Source organism: Noviherbaspirillum sp., assembly GCF_035944575.1.
GTDB lineage: Bacteria > Pseudomonadota > Gammaproteobacteria > Burkholderiales > Burkholderiaceae_D > Noviherbaspirillum.
In genome coordinates this window covers 34,166-50,302 of the sequence record NZ_DASZBA010000040.1, presented here as the reverse complement: position 1 = coordinate 50,302, position 16,137 = coordinate 34,166, and the positions used below count along the sequence as shown (strand labels likewise).

The 16,137-nt window shown below is 61.5% G+C and carries 14 protein-coding genes and 1 riboswitch; of the genes, 6 read left to right on the top strand and 8 right to left on the bottom strand.

All coding sequences use genetic code 11. The annotated features are described in order from the left end of the window. Positions 1 to 251: 251 nt before the first annotated feature. A complete protein-coding gene (locus VGU61_RS02590) occupies positions 252 to 1,661 on the top strand; it encodes an alanine/glycine:cation symporter family protein (RefSeq protein WP_326857539.1) in 1,410 nt (469 codons plus the stop codon). Positions 1,662 to 1,842: 181 nt separating this feature from the next. Here VGU61_RS02590 and VGU61_RS02585 read toward each other — a convergent pair whose 3' ends face one another. From VGU61_RS02585 to VGU61_RS02575, 3 genes are read right to left on the bottom strand one after another with little or no spacing between them, the layout of a single operon-like run. After that, positions 1,843 to 2,619, bottom strand: a complete 777-nt coding sequence (locus VGU61_RS02585) for an ABC transporter ATP-binding protein (RefSeq protein ID WP_326857538.1) — start codon at positions 2,617 to 2,619, stop codon at positions 1,843 to 1,845. Beyond that, positions 2,616 to 3,590: an iron ABC transporter permease gene (locus VGU61_RS02580; RefSeq protein ID WP_326857537.1), complete on the bottom strand. Its 975-nt coding sequence runs from the start codon at positions 3,588 to 3,590 to the stop codon at positions 2,616 to 2,618. Before VGU61_RS02580 ends, VGU61_RS02585 begins: the two co-directional genes overlap by 4 nt. Before the next feature lie 28 nt (positions 3,591 to 3,618). Further along, a complete protein-coding gene (locus VGU61_RS02575; RefSeq protein ID WP_326857536.1) occupies positions 3,619 to 5,484 on the bottom strand; it encodes a TonB-dependent receptor plug domain-containing protein in 1,866 nt (621 codons plus the stop codon). Positions 5,485 to 5,634: 150 nt separating this feature from the next. Continuing rightward, positions 5,635 to 5,884: riboswitch (cobalamin riboswitch) on the bottom strand. Between the two features lie 130 nt (positions 5,885 to 6,014). Here VGU61_RS02575 and VGU61_RS02570 point away from each other — a divergent pair. From VGU61_RS02570 to VGU61_RS02560, 3 genes are all read left to right on the top strand, one after another. Beyond that, positions 6,015 to 6,875: an alpha/beta hydrolase gene (locus tag VGU61_RS02570; RefSeq protein WP_326857535.1), complete on the top strand. Its 861-nt coding sequence runs from the start codon at positions 6,015 to 6,017 to the stop codon at positions 6,873 to 6,875. Positions 6,876 to 7,044: 169 nt separating this feature from the next. Further along, complete coding sequence (locus tag VGU61_RS02565; RefSeq protein WP_326857534.1) at positions 7,045 to 7,824, top strand: protein phosphatase CheZ; 780 nt, start codon at positions 7,045 to 7,047, stop codon at positions 7,822 to 7,824. Then, positions 7,824 to 9,653 (top strand): chemotaxis protein CheA, encoded by a 1,830-nt coding sequence (locus VGU61_RS02560; RefSeq protein WP_326857533.1) that lies wholly within the window; start codon positions 7,824 to 7,826, stop codon positions 9,651 to 9,653. Before VGU61_RS02565 ends, VGU61_RS02560 begins: the two co-directional genes overlap by 1 nt. Before the next feature lie 164 nt (positions 9,654 to 9,817). Here the strand turns inward: VGU61_RS02560 and VGU61_RS02555 are convergent, their stop codons facing one another. Together VGU61_RS02555 and VGU61_RS02550 are read right to left on the bottom strand one after the other, a co-directional pair. Then, a complete protein-coding gene (locus VGU61_RS02555) occupies positions 9,818 to 10,810 on the bottom strand; it encodes a fumarylacetoacetate hydrolase family protein (RefSeq protein WP_326857532.1) in 993 nt (330 codons plus the stop codon). Positions 10,811 to 10,830: 20 nt separating this feature from the next. Beyond that, positions 10,831 to 11,805, bottom strand: coding sequence for a tripartite tricarboxylate transporter substrate binding protein (locus VGU61_RS02550; protein ID WP_326857531.1), 975 nt, complete (start codon positions 11,803 to 11,805; stop codon positions 10,831 to 10,833). Between the two features lie 98 nt (positions 11,806 to 11,903). On the opposite strand from VGU61_RS02550, the gene VGU61_RS02545 reads away from it, so the two are divergent. After that, entirely contained in the window at positions 11,904 to 12,773 is an 870-nt protein-coding gene (locus VGU61_RS02545) for an IclR family transcriptional regulator (RefSeq protein ID WP_326857530.1), read from the top strand. A 55-nt stretch (positions 12,774 to 12,828) separates the two neighbouring features. Here VGU61_RS02545 and VGU61_RS02540 read toward each other — a convergent pair whose 3' ends face one another. From VGU61_RS02540 to VGU61_RS02530, 3 genes are read right to left on the bottom strand one after another with little or no spacing between them, the layout of a single operon-like run. Beyond that, positions 12,829 to 13,479 carry a class I SAM-dependent methyltransferase gene (locus VGU61_RS02540; RefSeq protein ID WP_326857529.1) on the bottom strand — a complete coding sequence of 217 codons (651 nt, stop codon included), beginning with the start codon at positions 13,477 to 13,479 and terminating at the stop codon, positions 12,829 to 12,831. Beyond that, positions 13,476 to 14,270, bottom strand: a complete 795-nt coding sequence (locus VGU61_RS02535; RefSeq protein WP_326857528.1) for an HAD family hydrolase — start codon at positions 14,268 to 14,270, stop codon at positions 13,476 to 13,478. Before VGU61_RS02535 ends, VGU61_RS02540 begins: the two co-directional genes overlap by 4 nt. A 7-nt stretch (positions 14,271 to 14,277) precedes the next feature. Beyond that, a complete protein-coding gene (locus VGU61_RS02530) occupies positions 14,278 to 15,219 on the bottom strand; it encodes a CysB family HTH-type transcriptional regulator (RefSeq protein WP_326857527.1) in 942 nt (313 codons plus the stop codon). A gap of 139 nt (positions 15,220 to 15,358) precedes the next feature. Between VGU61_RS02530 and VGU61_RS02525 the strand changes: the two genes are divergently transcribed. Further along, positions 15,359 to 16,132: a sulfite exporter TauE/SafE family protein gene (locus VGU61_RS02525; RefSeq protein WP_326857526.1), complete on the top strand. Its 774-nt coding sequence runs from the start codon at positions 15,359 to 15,361 to the stop codon at positions 16,130 to 16,132. Positions 16,133 to 16,137: the final 5 nt, after the last annotated feature.

The following is a 16,137-nucleotide window of genomic DNA, read 5'->3' as shown; positions in this document are numbered from 1 at the left end:
CCAACAATACTCTATAACAACTGTTCCGCACTGCGGAATCAAATTCTGCTTGACGGTTCAACTCATCGTATCAGGAAGGCAAAGAAGCGTAAAGACGAAGCGCAAAAGCGATGCGACGGGTGAATTCGCACTGTACCGGCTTGCTTGAACCCTTTAGCCGGATGAAGGTCGGAACTCATTATTAAAATTGCAATGTCCGCATGCCAGTGACCCGTTTTTCCACTTAACCTCTCATGGAAGGAGCAGATGCCATGGATGCAGCGATTGATTTCATCAATGAAATCCTGTGGAGCCACCTGCTTATCTATGGGCTGCTGGCGATCGGCTTGTTCTTTACCATTCGGCTACGCTTCGTCCAGTTCGTATTCTTTCCCGAAATGTTCCGCGCCGTCCTCGGAAGCGGTGAAAAGGATCGTGCCGGAATCACGCCATTCCAGGCGCTATGTACCAGCCTCGCCTCGCGGGTCGGCACCGGCAATATTGCAGGCGTGGCCGTTGCCCTATATCTGGGCGGACCGGGGGCGATCATCTGGATGTGGATGGTTGCGTTGGTGGGTATGGCGACCGCTTATGCGGAATCCACCCTCGCCCAGCTTTATAAGGTCCGGAATGCGGACGGCGAGTACCGTGGCGGTCCCGCCTTCTATATAACCAAGGGACTCAAGGCGCCATGGGCCGGCGCCATTTTCTCGATTTGCCTCATCCTGGCGTTCGGGCTGGTCTTCAATGCCGTGCAGGCAAACTCGATTGCCGAAGCGATGGAAGGAGCATTCGGCGTGCCGAAGATGTGGGTCGGCACGGCAATCGCCGTCATGGCAGCGATCGTCATCTTCGGCGGTATCCGGCAAGTTGCCCGCGTTGCCGAAATCGTCGTACCTTTCATGGCGGCAAGCTATCTGCTCGTCGCCCTGTATGTCGTTGCCATCAACATCACCGAGGTGCCGGGCATGCTTGCGCAAATCGTCAGGGGCGCTTTCGGCCTTGACGCGGTCAGCGGCGGCATTGCCGGAGCATTACTTAACGGCGTGAAGCGGGGTTTGTTTTCCAATGAAGCAGGTATGGGATCGGCGCCGAACATCGCCGCCGCCGCGACGCCCGACCCGCACCATCCGTCGTCACAAGGCTTGGTCCAGGCGCTCGGCGTGTTTATCGATACCTTGCTCGTCTGTACCGCGACGGCGCTCATGATCCTGTTATCCGGCGCCCTGGTGCCGGGATCGGAGGTCACCGGCGCCCCTCTGACGCAGGCCGCGATGCGGGAGCATATCGGTGTCGCAGGCGAATATTTCGTTGCCATCGCCATTCTCTTTTTTGCCTTCACCTCCATCATCGGAAATTACGCCTATGCGGAAAACGCCATGGTATTTCTCCGCGCCGGGGGACGGGTGGGCGTAACGTTGCTACGCATTTGCGTGCTGCTGATGGTGCTGTGGGGTTCCTATGAGAGCGTTACCACGGTATTCAATGCGGCAGATGCTTCCATGGGGCTGATGGCCACTGTCAACATCATTGCGATTGGCTTGCTGTCCGGTACGGTGGTCAAGCTCACGCGGGACTATCGTAACCAGCGCAAGACAGTGCGCAAGCCGATATTCGATGCGGCCGATTTTCCTGAGCTTGCGGGTGAAGTCGATACCTCGATCTGGTCGCGAAACCGCTAAAAAGGTTTGGGATCGGAACGCGACCGGTGAGTATCGGGCTCCAGCGATACACGCCGACCGTGAAGAGCAGCCGCAGAATGGTCCATGCCGCGAATCCGGGCAACGTCCAATTGGTAAAGCGATACGTCAGCTCCCGCACATGATCGCTTCACCGACTTGCGCCACGATGCGGCTCCGGTCGTCAGGACGCCAGCGGAATAAAAAGTCGCCCCGCCGCCGTGTCGGCCAGCTCGAAGCGGCAGTCGAACGCTTGTCCCAGAATATCCGCCGTCAGTGTCTCCGATGCAAGTCCCGACCAGTGACGGCCGTTCGCGAGGATCAGCACGTGGGTTGCATAGCGCGATACGAGGTTGATGTCGTGACAGGCGGCGACCACCGCTTTCGTACCCGATTGCGAGAGTTCGCGCATCAGGCCCATGACGGCAAGCTGTGATGCCGCATCCTGCTGCGCGGTCGGCTCATCGAGCAGCAGGATGTCCGGGTCCTGCGCCAGCAGGGTCGCCAGGGCGACACGCTGGCGCTCGCCGCCCGACAACTTCATGATGTCCTTGCCGGCGGCATCGGCGAGGCCAACGGCGGCAAGCGACCGCAAGGCAATCGTCCGGTCCTCCTCCTGGTCCCACCCCAGGCCGAGCTGATAGGGATAGCGCCCGGCAACCACGGTATCCAGCACCTTGCTTGAAAACGCATCCACCTGTTGCTGCGCGAGCAGGCCTCGATAATGCGCCAGGGTTTCCACCGACAGGCCCTGGATATTCTCCCCATGAATGTCGATGCGGCCGGCAACCGGGTCGATCAGGCCGGCGAGCGTGTGCAGCAAGGTGCTTTTTCCGGCACCGTTCCTTCCGAGCACGCACCAGAATTCGCCGGGAGCCACACGCAACTGGAGGCGGTCGCATAGCGTCTTCCGGCCGGCCTGTACCCGCAGCCCGGTAACCTGCAACACCGGTGCGCTCATGCCCTGCTCCTCGACAACAGCCAGAGAAATACCGGAACGCCGACGATGGCGGTGATGACGCCCACAGGAAGCTGGGTCGGCGCAACCACCGTCCTTGCCATCAGGTCGGCCAGCGTCAATACCGTACCGCCCGCGAGTGCGGACGCCGGCAGCAGGATGCGCTGGTCGTTGCCGAAAACCAGCCGTATCGCATGCGGCACGACCAGACCGACGAAACCGATGGTGCCGGCGACGGTCACGGCGACCGCGGTCGCCACCGATGCGACGCACAAGGTCGTCAGGCGCAAGCGCACCACAGGCACGCCGAGTAGCTGGGCAAAGTTTTCGCCGCGGGCCAGCATGTTGAGACTGTGGCCCTTGGATACCGACCAGCCGACGACGGCCAGCAAGGCAAGCCAGGCGGGGAGAATATAACGATTGCCCTCCAGATCGCCCAGCAACCAGAAGATCATGCCGCGCAGTTGCGCATCGGGAGCGAGACTGAGTACCAGGGTGATCAATGCACCGAATCCGGACGCGATCATGACGCCGGTAAGAATCAGGCGATGCCCGAAAACGAAAGGCGCCGAAGGCAGATGCCGCAGAGGCTGGCGCACCAGCGCGAAAAGCAGCAGCATTGCGAGTCCGGACCCGAGCGCGGCGCCCAAACCGGCGGCGCCGTCCTGCGCGATGCCGAGGTGAATGGCGCCGACCATGGCGATGAGCGCGCCTGCCGCCGCGCCGCCGGATAAGCCCAGCACATAGGGATCCGCCAGCGGATTGCGCAGCAGGACCTGCATCAACGCGCCGGCCACCGCCAGCAAACCGCCGACGGCGAACGCTGCCAGCACGCGCGGCACACGCAGCAACCGGATCACCGGATCGGCGTCGCCGGGCAGCATGCACCCGGTGCTGCCGCACAGCGCCGATCCGGCAAGCGCGAGCACCGACAGCAATGCCAGTCCGGTGAGTATGGTCAGCGCGCGCCGCATATCGTGCCGTCGGTTCAGGACCGCAGAATCACGGTTGCCAGCTCAGCCCGACGAACACGCCGCGCGGCAACTGGTTATAGCCATAGGCGGTCTGGTATTCGCGATCGAACAGGTTCTCCACCCGGCCGAAGACCGACAGGCTTTTGGAGACCGCATAGCGTGCGGTGAGATTGGCGAGCCAGTAGGAACCCAGCCGGTTGGCGGCGTCGGGCCGGCTGCCGGTATAGCTGAGGTCGCCGCCGGCCTGCCATGGTCCGAAGCTCCGGTTGGCCGACAGCGATGCCAAAGTCTTTGCACGCCGGCGCAGGCGTTGGTCGGTGATGTCGTCACGCGGGTCCTGCAATGTCAGGCTTGCCCGCAGATCGGTGTCGATCAGCTTGCCGCTGGCGCTGACTTCGACCCCGCGGTTGCTCGCCCGCGAAACATTGTCGAAGCGGTTGCTGACGAGATCGTACTGAAGCTGCTCCTTGACCCGGGTGGAGAACACGGTGGCGCGCATCAGCACCCGCTGCGCCGCATACTGCAGTCCAACTTCCGTCGAACGCGCACGCTCCGGCTTGAGCGCCGGGTTGCCGAACGAGGGCGAATAGAGGTAGCCGAGTGTCGGTGCGCTGAATGCGGACGACAGGCTGGCGATCGCCTTGACGCGCTCGCTGATGTTGTAGCCGTAGCCGAGGTAGCCGGTGCTGGCGGAATCCACATCATCAATGCGATCGTGGCGTGCATTGAGCTGCACCTGGTGTGCCCCGGCCTTGCCCTGCACGCCGGCATAGACGCTGCCGGTGTTTCGCTTGGTGCCGAACAGCGTGCCGAAGCCGTTGTCGCTGTCCAGTTCCTGCCACTGCCGCTCCACGCCGGCGGTGGCGGTCCAGTCCGCCGATAGCATGACGTCGTGATTCCATTGCAGCAGCCGCGTCTTGCTTTCGAACCTGTTCCGGCTCGGGCCGAATCCGGTGATGCTGGAATTCGCGTTTTCATCGCGCGACTCGGCGTAGGACAGGCGTGCCGTCCAGTCGGCGGAAAAGCGGTTCTGCGAAAACACCGTCAGCGTGTCGACATCGGTCTTTCCGGTATAGATATCGGTGCGGGCGCCGAAGCTGCTGTCGTAGTCGAATTTGCCCCGCGCGGCGGAAAAGCGCACGCCGATCTCCTGGTCTTTCGCCCATGCGGCCGACAGCGCGCCGCTGACGCTGGTGTTCCTGTATCCGTCATTGTCGGGATTGGTTGTCGGGAATTGCGCCGGATTGAGCGCCGAGATGCCATCGGTGCGGAAGTTGGATGCGGCCAGCGAATAGCGCACCGCGCCGGACGAACCACTGACGCCGGCCGACAGGCGCTGGGTGTCACGGGAGCCGGCCTCCGCATTGACGCTCACCCGTGGCGGGCCTTCGCCGCGCTTGGTGAATACCTGGATCACGCCGCCGATGGCGCCGGAACCGTGGATCGCCGAGACATTGCCGCGCACGATTTCGATCCGGTCGATCTGGTCGAGCATCAGGTGTTCGATGCTGGTGGTGCCGGTCGCATCCTGCTTGGTCAGCGGTACGCCGTCGATCAGGACCAGCGTCTGGCGGGTCTCGGTGCCGCGCATGAACAGGCCGGCGGCGGAGCCATAGCCACCGGTCCGGGTCAGCTGGAGCCCGGCTTCATGCCTGAGCAGCGACGGCAGGTCGACCGCCTGCGAATTACGGATATCGTCCGCCGTGAGCACAGTGGTGTGCGGCAGCGCGTCGGTCTGCAACTGCTGCGTGCGCGAGGCGGTGACGACCACCGGTGCGAGCGCCTGCTCGCCGGAGGATTGGGCTGCCGCAGGCAGGATGGAAGCGGACAGCATGGAAACCAGGGCGAGCGGCGTCCAGGCCGACTTGCCGATGCGTGAAGAGGAGCGATTCATGTGATTCATTTTCGAAAGATGCGTCCGGCCTGCTTCCCCGCAAGCCGGATTCAATGGAAGATGGGACGGCATGATCGAAAACGAATGGATGGCGGCTGGCGGACTGCACCGGGCGGCGTCGATTCGTGTTTGCGACCATCCCCGTCCGCAGCACTTCCCCCTGTCCTGGCCGGTATCCGGGCTGACAGGTCGAACCGCTCTACCTTCCCATGCGATGCACAGTGGCTTGAAGTAGCGGCCGGCCACCCTGAATGAACCGGGCGGCGCCTGTCTTACCGTTGCGGGGGCAGCACACGTTAGCTTGCCGGCCGGGCCGAAGCCGAAGCAGGCAAAACACCGTGTTTCCCGTTTAACTGCGCGCATGAACATGCGCGCGGGCACCAAAACCGGTGAAGTGTATGCCGGCAGGTGGATATCGTCAAATTGACAATGCCGGCAACCAACTTGCGGTCATGTCCGGGCTTGGTCGCAGTGATAGCCAACCGCTACACTAGTGTCTCGATTCCTTCACGGCGCAGCCAATCCACACAATGAAAAATCCAGGCGACTACTACAACCGTCAACTCAACGCCCGCGCAGCCATCCCCGACCATCCTTATATCTTCACCCGCTGGGTCAAGGAATCAGCACACGCCCGTCGCACCAACGCCGCTCTGCTGGATATCGCTTATGGCGACGCCAGCGGCGAGCGGCTCGATTTCTTTCCCGCCAGCCGTGGTGGCGCACCACTCCTGGTATTCATCCACGGCGGCTGGTGGCGGTCGCTGGACAAATCGGATTTCTCGTTCGTCGCCGGCAAATTTGTGCGTGCCGGTTTCAATGTCGCGCTGACCAATTACACGCTGGCCCCGGCGGCACCTGTGGCCGGGCTCGTTCGCCAGCAGCTCGACGCGCTGGCCTGGCTGTACCGGCATGCCGATCAATACGACTTCGACGCCCGCCGGATTGTCGTTGCCGGGCATTCCGCCGGCGCGCACCTCGCCGCGATGATGATGGCCGCCCGATGGCCCCTGCTTGGCGATGACCTGCCGTTGGATTTGGTAAAGGGAGGCATTCTGCTATCAGGCATCTACGACCTGGAACCCGTGCGCCACGCGGATTTCGTCAATGCCGATCTGAAGCTGGGCGCCGATGATGTCGGACCGCTCTCCCCCGCCTGGATGCCACAGGCGCATCCGGCGCCGTTCCTTACTGCGGTGGGCGGCCTGGAATCGGACGAGTTCAAGCGCCAAAACGGCTTGATCGCCGAACGCTGGAAGGAAAACCATCGCGCGGACATCGCGCTGCCCGACGCGAATCACCTGACCATATGCGATGCCTTTGCCCAGCCAGGCCATCCGCTGTTCGAGGCAAGCATCGGTCTGATGTCGTCGCTGGCACCGAATGCCTGAACAAAGCATGCAACAACCCGTGCATGCCGGACTTGGCTTGCCCATGGTCAAGGCTATATGATGGGGTAGCCGCGTGATGCGGATGCGGCGGCATGAAAATTAAAGAATCAGAATTTGCCGCCGTTGTTATGACACGGACTACTACCAATAAATACGGGGAAGCACTGATATGACCGAGGCGCAAGACGATTTTGAAGCATTATTTGATGAAGTGGCCGCCCAGCGGACCGAAACAGTCACATCCCCACCCCCTCCAGCCCCCGAATTCACGCCGCAGGCCGCCGCAGTTGATACTGACGGCGGCGACAGCGCCGGTCTCTCCGGCGAGGCGCCGGAAGATCAGTCCGACAAACCCATGTACGAACGTCTCGGCGGCATCGTGCGCATGCTGCACGACTCGCTGCGCGAACTGGGCTACGATCGTTCGCTGTCCGATGTGGCCAGCCAGATCACCGATGCGCAAGGCAGACTGGAGTACGTAGCCACGCTGACCGAACAAGCCGCCAACAAGGTGCTAAATGCCGTGGATAACGGAATGCCCGAACAGGATGCGCTTGCAAAAAAGGCAAAGGATATCGATGGTCGCTGGGCCGATCTGTTCAGCGGAAAAATGAGCATCGAGGAATTCAAGACGCTTGCCGGCGACTCCAGGCAATTCGCCGCCACCGTTGCCGACGCCACCGAGGCGGAGAAGGCGCGCCTGCTGGACATCATGATGGCCCAGGATTTCCAGGACATCACCGGCCAGTTGATCAAGAAGATCGTCGCCATTACCAGCACCGCCGAGAAGGAACTGGCCCAGCTGCTGCGGGATAACGCACCGCCGGAAGTAAAGGCCGCAATGGCAGCCGAACACAAGCCGGTCGAACTGATGCAGGGTCCGTCGGCGCCGGGCACCGCCATGGCACAGGACGATGTCGACAGCCTGCTTGCCGATCTGGGGTTCTGATGGATGACATGCTCAAGGAATTTGTCGTCGAGGCACTGGACCTGGCGACGAACGTAGAAGAGCATCTGCTGTCTCTGGAGCGCCGCCCGGACGACATGGATACTCTCAACGCGCTGTTCCGCTCCTTCCATACTATTAAAGGCGGCGCCGGCTTCATGAATTTGCCGGCCATCGTATCCGCCTGCCACCTGACGGAAAACCTGTTCGATGCGCTGCGTACCGGCAAGGCGCCGGTCACGCCAACCGCGATCGAAGCCAGCCTGCAGGCCAGCGGCTTCGTCGCCGATCAGCTCGGCCAGCTCGCCAATGGCGCCGCACCGGAATCGCTGCCTGCGATGCCGGCGGAATTGGAAGACATCCTCACCCATGCGATCGAAGGCGGCACCGCGCCGTCTCTCGCACCCGCGCCCGACGTCCTGGTTGAAGCGGAAGTCACGGCGGAAAATGCGGGCGATTCCGGCTCCACCATGGGCGCCGATGGACTGGATTGGGAAGCGCTTTACCGGGCCGTGGTGCCGCCAGGGTTGCGGCTGGTATCGGATGAAAGCAATTCATCGGCGCCCCCGGCAACTGCAACAACCGCCACGGCTATGGCAACCCCTCGAGCAGACGACATGGGCGCGCGTGCAATCGTTGCACCAGTCAAGGAAGACAGCATTCGCATCGATGCGGTAAAGCTGGACGCGCTCCTCGAAGTGGCGGGTGAATCGGTGCAGGCGGCCAATCAGGCGAGCGTGCTGCTGGAAAAGCTTCTGCAGTTCAAGTTCGACGGCCAGGCGGCGACGCTGATGGCCAATCTGGCGGAAACGCTGAACCGGGCATCGCGCTATTCCACCGAACTGCAACGTGCGACATTGTCCACCCGCATGCAGCCCGTCGGCCGGCTGTTCCAGAAATTCCCGCGCCTCGTGCGCGAGCTGGCGAAGGATCTCGGCAAGGACGTCGAACTGGTGATCGAGGGCGCGGAGACGGAAGTTGACCGCGTCGTGGTCGACAGTCTGTACGATCCGCTGGTGCACATGCTTCGCAATGCGCTCGACCACGGCATCGAAGATGCGCAGGCCCGCGCCGCCACCGGCAAGCCGCCAAAGGCGACCATCTCGCTCAAGGCATGGCAGGAAGGCAATAGCGTAATGATCGAATTGTCCGATGACGGCAAGGGCATGGACCCGGACCAGTTGCGGGCGAAGGCACTCGCCAAGGGACTGATCGGCGAGCATGCGGCGCAGAGCGAAGCGGAAGCCTATCAACTCGTGTTCCTGCCCGGTTTCTCGACCAAGGAAGTGGCATCGAGCGTATCCGGCCGCGGGGTCGGCATGGACGTGGTGAAGACGGCGGTGGAAAAGCATCGCGGTGCGATCAGCATCGATTCAGCGCTCGGCCAGGGCACCCGCTTTACCATCCGCCTGCCGATCGAGCTGTCGATCGTGCCGACCATGCTGGTGCGTACCGCCGGCGCCGCGCTGGCGATGCCGATGGCGGTAGTGCAACGGGTGGTGGAATTGCCGGAAGAATTCGCCGAGGTTGGCGGCGCACCGGTCCTGCGCGACCAGGGTCGTCCGCTCGCGGTGCGGTCGCTGGCCGGCATACTCGGCTACGAGCCCGGCAAGGAAAAAGTCGGCATCGTGATCGCTGCGCCGCAGCCGTACATCCTCGCAGTGGATGCGGTGGACGGCACGGCGGACTTGGTGATCAAGCCGTTGACGGCATTGACGGTACCGGGTGTGAACGGTACGGCGCGATCGGCGGAAGGTGAACTGGTGCTGGTGATCAGTCTTGCGTTTCTGCTGGATGGGTGCAAGACGACGGCGGCGCGGCTGGCGGCTTGAGGGGCTTAGTTGCCTCTGTGCAGATGCAATGCAGGTCGTTTCGCTTCACGCAGCACTGAATGGCCGCTGTCAAGCTACTACCGGAGAGCTCCTTCCCCCTGCAAGGGGGAGGGAACCTTTTCTGAGCAGCGCTGCCAGTCGGGACCGAACGGCCTTCGTCCAATTTATTCCTTCCCGCCGCCCTGCACTACCTTCTGATTAATCGCACCAAATATCGATTTTCCCTGCGCGTCCAGCATCTCGATACGCACCGTGTCGCCGAACTTCATGAACGGCGTTTTCGCTTCACCGTCGGCAATCATTTCCAGGCAGCGCTTTTCCGCGATGCAGGTGTAGCCCTTGCTACTGTCCTTGTTCGAGACCGTGCCGGAACCGACGATGCTGCCGGCGCGCGCATTGCGCGTCCTGGCCAAATGCGCAATCAGCTGCGGAAAGCTGAATACCATGTCGATGCCGGCGTTCGGTTGCCCGACGATGACCCCGTTCCAGGTGACCCGCAGAGGCAGATGCACTTTTCCGTCCTGCCAGGCGCTGCCGAGTTCGTCCGGCGTGACGGCGACCGGCGAAAAGCTTGATGCCGGTTTCGACTGGAAGAAGCCGAAACCCTTTGCCAGTTCGGTCGGGATCAGGTTGCGCAGCGAGACGTCGTTGACCAGCATGAGCAGCTTGATATGGGAGGCGGCTTGTCCCGCCGTGGCACCCATCGGCACATCATCGGTGATTACCGCGACTTCGCCCTCGAAATCGATGCCCCACTCCTCCGACCCGAGCCGTATGTCGTCGGTGGGTCCGATGAAATCATCGGAACCGCCCTGGTACATCAAGGGCTCATGCCAGAACGAGGCCGGCATTTCCGCGTTGCGTGCCTTGCGGACCAGTTCCACGTGATTGACATAGGACGATCCGTCCGCCCATTGGAAAGCGCGTGGCAGCGGCGCCATGCAGCGTGCCGGATCGAAGTCGAACGATCGCGTGGTCTTGCCCGCGTTGAGCTGCTCGTAGAGCGCTTCGAGTTGAGGCGCCATGAAGGGCCAATCGTCCAGCGCCCGCTGCAGTGTCGGCGCGATGCCGTCGGCGACATGGGCAGTTTTCAGGTCACGCGAGACGACGATAAGCTGGCCGTCACGGCTGCCGTCTTTGAGAGTCGCAAGTTTCATGCAATATCCGAAGTTAATTTTTAGTCGAGGCCGAGCTTGCGCTGTTTGATGAGCGCATGCCAGCGAGCGGTTTCAGTTCTGATGTAGTCCGCCATCTGTTCCGGCGAACCGGACAGCGGCTCAACGCCGAAGTCGGTCAGCTTTTTAGCCACCTCCGGCGCGGCGATGGCCTTGGTCAGCTCGCCGTTCAGCCTGGTGACTACCTCCCTGGATGCGCCTTCGGGAAGGACGACGCCCTGCCATGCATAGATTTCGTCATCGCCGAGTCCGACCTCCTTGAGCGTCGGTACGTCGGGTTGCAAGGACAGGCGTTTGCCGGACAGGACTGCAAGCGCGGTCAGCTTGCCGGTCTTGATATGCGGCATCGCCGTGGCCAGGTCCAGGATCATCATCGGCACCTGTCCCGCCAGCACATCCTGCACCGCCGGTCCGGCGCCGCGATAAGGAATATGGACCATGAAGGTGCCGGTTTTCTGCTTGATCATTTCCATCGCCAGATGGTGCGGACTGCCGGCGCCGACCGATGCGTAATTGTATTTGCCGGGGGCGCTCTTCATTTTTTGCAGCCAATCTTTTGCATTGGTGAAGCCGGCCCCGGGATTGGCAACGAGCAGCAACGGAAAACGGGCGATCAGCGTCACCGGCACGAAATCCCTTTGCGGATCGTAGGGCAGCTTTTTATACAGTGCGCCGTTGAAGACGAACGTGCCGTTGTCGCCGGACATGAACGTGTAGCCGTCGGGCGCGGACCGCGCTACCGACTCGGCGCCGATGATGGTGCCGGCGCCCGGCTTGTTTTCGATGATCACCGGCTGTCCGACCTGCTTGGACAATTGGCCGCCGATCGTTCGGGCGATCACGTCGGAACCGCCGCCGGGCGGATACGGCACCACCCACCGCAGCGGCTTGTTCGGATAGTCCTGTGCGTTGGTGAGGGCACTGCCGGCAGCGAAAACGATGCCGGCGACGAGTTTGATCAGGATGGGAAAGCGCATGTTGTCTCCTTGGTTGGCCGAAGCGAGAAAAGGCTTCTACAGTTCGGCTCGGATTACGTATTATTCAATCAATTCACCATTTCGTAATGGTACAAGGCATGCGAATACCAAGACAACCCACGGATGAAGACAAGCTGCGCCCCGACAAACAGCAGGGCATTCAATCGGTCGAGGTGGCCGCCCCGCTGCTGCTGGCGCTGGCGAACGCCGGCGGACCACTGACGCTTTCCGTGCTGGCAAGAAACGCCGGCATGGCGTCGGCGAAAGCGCATCGTTATCTGGTGAGCCTGATCCGCATCGGGCTGGTCGAGCAGGATGGTGCCTCCGGACTGTATGACCTTGGTCCGCTGGCGCTGGAGATCGGCCTGGCGGCCTTGGGGCGGCTGGACGAAGTCAGACTGGCCGACGAAGCGCTGCGCAGCCTGCGCGATGCAACCGGCGAGACGGTGGCATTGGCCACCTGGGGAAATTTCGGCCCGACCTACATCCGGCTGCTGCAGTCGCGCCGGCCTGTCACCGTGAACCTGCAGATCGGCAGCGTCATGCCGCTGACCTATACCGCCAGCGGCCTGTGCTTTGCCGCCTTCATGCCGGCAAACGAGGTGGCGCCGCTGCTGGAACAGGAGCTTGCGTTGAATCGCCGCGAGAAAATCGATGCGCCGTCGGATGAGGCCATGTTGGCGCCGGTGCTTGATGAAGTACGCCACTGGCGCCTTGCCCGCGTCATCGGCCGGCTTGATCCTTCCGCGGTCCGCGTGCCGGCAAGCCGGGTTGCCGAACGCCTGCTGGCGGGTTTCAACGCCTTTTCCGCTCCGGTATTTGATCATGAAGGACGGATGCGATTCGCACTGACGGTGGTAGGGTCGACTGCCCATATCGATCAGGATTGGAACGGCCTGATCGCACGACAGACGCTGGCCCATGCGCAGAAGCTTTCGCGGCGCCTCGGCTATCGGGCACCCGAATGACGCCGCATCGCTGAATTGCCCGGACCGGTGCCGGGCAAGGCGGTCCACCCCGCGTCTACTTCAGCCGGCAGGTAAGCATCCAGTAATGCGTCAGGCGCTGGATTCGGATGTCCTTCGCATACGGTCCGATCTTCTTGCGCAAGGCGCTGTCGGTCGGGAAGTTCTTGACCACTTCGAAGCGTTCGCCATCAGGGAGCGTGCGGATCTGATAAGTGTTGCCCTCATGGTCCGTACGCGCGACCGGCATATTGGCATCCTCGACGAAGGCATTGTCGATCATGACCAGCAGGCTATCCTTTTGCAGTACCTTGCGCAGCCCGACGAGAAATTTCGCTTGATCCTCACGCTTCACGTGCGACCACCAGAAGCCGGCGAAACAGGCATTGAAATCTCCCTGCACATCCAACTTGTAGGCATCAGTGACTGCGAAGCGGACCTTTTCCGCAGGAATATCTTTCGCTTGGGCGTAACGAATGACATTGGCACTGACATCGGTCGCCAGGACCGATGCGGCGCAGTCGGCGATCCGTTCGGTCCAGTATCCCGTACCGCAGGCGATTTCCAGTACATGATGATCGCGCAAGGCGTCGCATACAGATTCCTGCAGTTGCGCCAGGTCGGACTGGCGTTCCGGCTTGTCGTACACGTCCTCGAATGTCGCTGCGCGCTTGGTGTAATAGGCCACCATATCGGTGCTGTCGGTCATGTTCTTGCTCTCAGGATGGCTTGCGCCGCCTCGACGAAACCGGCACCGTACGCTTGTTCGGCAACGTAGGCCGGCGGCCTGGGCAGGCGGCTGATATGGCGGGCGACATTCGCCACGCCGATGGTTAGAGGATAGTGTGCAAACATGGTGGCGTCATTGCCGGAATCGCCGATGAATACATAATGGCGGCGGGCGTTATCGTCACTGACACCAAAAACCTCGGCAAGAATCCTTTGGGTGGTTGCCTGCTTCGAAAATTCCACCACCGACGCATGCAGGTGAATGCTGCTTGATGCAGCAAAGAAACCTTCATCACGCACAAATCCAGCCGCTTCGTCCACCAGCGGCTGCGGCAGCGGCAGGATCTGCTCGCCGATGTCGAATGTCAGGTCGCCGACTCGTTGCGGCGCGTCGGCGGCAACAGGGATGACTGGAAAGCGCTCCTGCAGACGCAATGCCAGGCTTTCCAGGGAATGACGATGCAGGAGACGCGTCGATGCGTCGGCATAGAACCATGCCTGCTGCACACCGCGGTCGTCCAGCCAGAAAGCGGAAGCACCGTTCTCGGCGATCACCGCATCGAAGTTGCATAGCCGAAGCAACGGCTGCGCCCAATAGGTCGGCCGTCCGGTTACCGCAATCAGACGCAGGCCGGCCTGCCGCAACTGCTCCAGCCTGGACAGCACTTCGGAGGTTAGCCGGCCCTCCGTGGTCAGCGTATCGTCGATATCGGTCAGCACGCCGCGAACGCCGCGCAGCTCGGCCGTCGGCCAGTCTTTCAATGCTTGCATGCGCACATCACAACTCGTAGTCATCCTTCTGCCCGGTCAGAAGCTGCTCGATCAGCTTGCGGTTGAGGGTCGGCGCCAGGAGTTCGATGAAGGTATATACATACCCGCGCAGATAAGCGCCCTGCTTCAAGGCAAGCCGGGATACATTGGTGCCGAACAGGTGGCCGACCGAGATTGCCCGCAGATTTTTGTCGCGTTCGGCATCGAAGGCCATGCCGGCGATGATGCCCACTCCCAGGCCCAGTTCCACATAGGTCTTGATGACGTCCGCATCGATCGCTTCGAGAAGCACATCGGGCTGCAGGCCGCGCAGCGAAAACGCATGGTCGATCTTTGCCCGGCCGGCGAACGCCGTGTCATAGGTGATCAGGGGATAGGCGCCGATTTCCTCCAGCGTGATCGCCTTTACCTTCAGCAAGGGATGATCCGCCGGCACGATCACCACGTGCTCCCATTGGTAGCAGGGAATGGTGATCAGATTGTTGATGTCAGCGATCGCCTCGGTCGCGAGCGCCACGTCGGCCTGATCCTTGAGAACCATATCGGCCACCTGCTTCGGATTACCCTGAAGCAACGAAAGCCGGACCTTCGGATATTTTTGCGTGAATGCCTGCACCACTTTCGGCAACGCATAGCGCGCCTGGGTGTGCGTGGTTGCAATGGTGAAGCTGCCGGAGTCCTGGGCGGCGAATTCCTTGCCGATGCGCTTCAGACCATCGATCTCCTGCATGATCAGCTCGACCGATCTCAACACCGCCCGTCCCGGTTCGGTCAGCCCACGGATGCGCTTGCCATGCCGGGTGAATATATCCACGCCCAGTTCTTCCTCCAACTCGATGATCGCCTTGGAAACCCCGGGCTGTGAGGTGTAGAGGGCTTTCGCAGCTTCCGTCAGGTTGAAATTCTGCCTGACTGCTTCCCTTACGAAGCGCAATTGGTGCAGGTTCATCGGTTTTTGGCCTTATTGCTTATCAAGCAATTATTTGCATAAATCCATATACCGCATAAGCATATAAGCAAATAAATACTCTGTAGTTTGTAATAAGAAATTAGTTTATTACGATTCATGCTACTTTGCGTGGGGGTATATGACTCTTTCTTATGTGGTTTCCGGATTTGCTGTCGGCCTGCTGGTTGGATTGACAGGGGTGGGCGGCGGCTCGCTGATGACGCCACTGCTGACGTTGTTCTTCGGCGTCTCCCCTACCGTCGCCGTTGGCACCGACCTGGCATTCGCTTCCACGACCAAGGTCGCAGGAACATTTGCCCACCGCTTCCGCGGTACCGTGAAATGGGACATTGTCCGTCATTTGTGCATCGGTGCCCTGCCTGCCGCCGTGCTGGCCGCCATCTCCCTGAAATACTTCGGCGCCCTCGACAAGGAAATCGGCCAGATCATCCGTTATTCGATCGCCGGTTCCGTATTGCTGACCGTTGTGGCCCTGCTGTTTCGCGGCCGCATGCAGGCCTGGGTCGTCGCTCACCCGGAAAAGCAGTTGCAGGGACGCAACCTCGTCATCACCACGATCATCATCGGCGCGATACTCGGCACGCTGGTCACCGTGTCATCGATCGGTGCCGGTGCCATCGGAGCAACTTTGCTCGTGCTGCTGTATCCTCGCCTGTCGCCCGCGGAAATTGCTGGCACCGACATTGCGTACGCCGTACCATTGACCGCCATCGCGGCGGCCGGCCACTGGTGGCTCGGCTCGATCAACTGGGAACTGCTCGGCACATTGCTGCTCGGCTCCGTCCCCGGCATAACGATCGGCTCACTGGCTGCACGTGCCGTACCCGAAAAAATCTTGCGTGCGCTCCTGGCAACCACACTGACCGGCGTGGCCGCAAAACTCGTTTTTTAAGGACT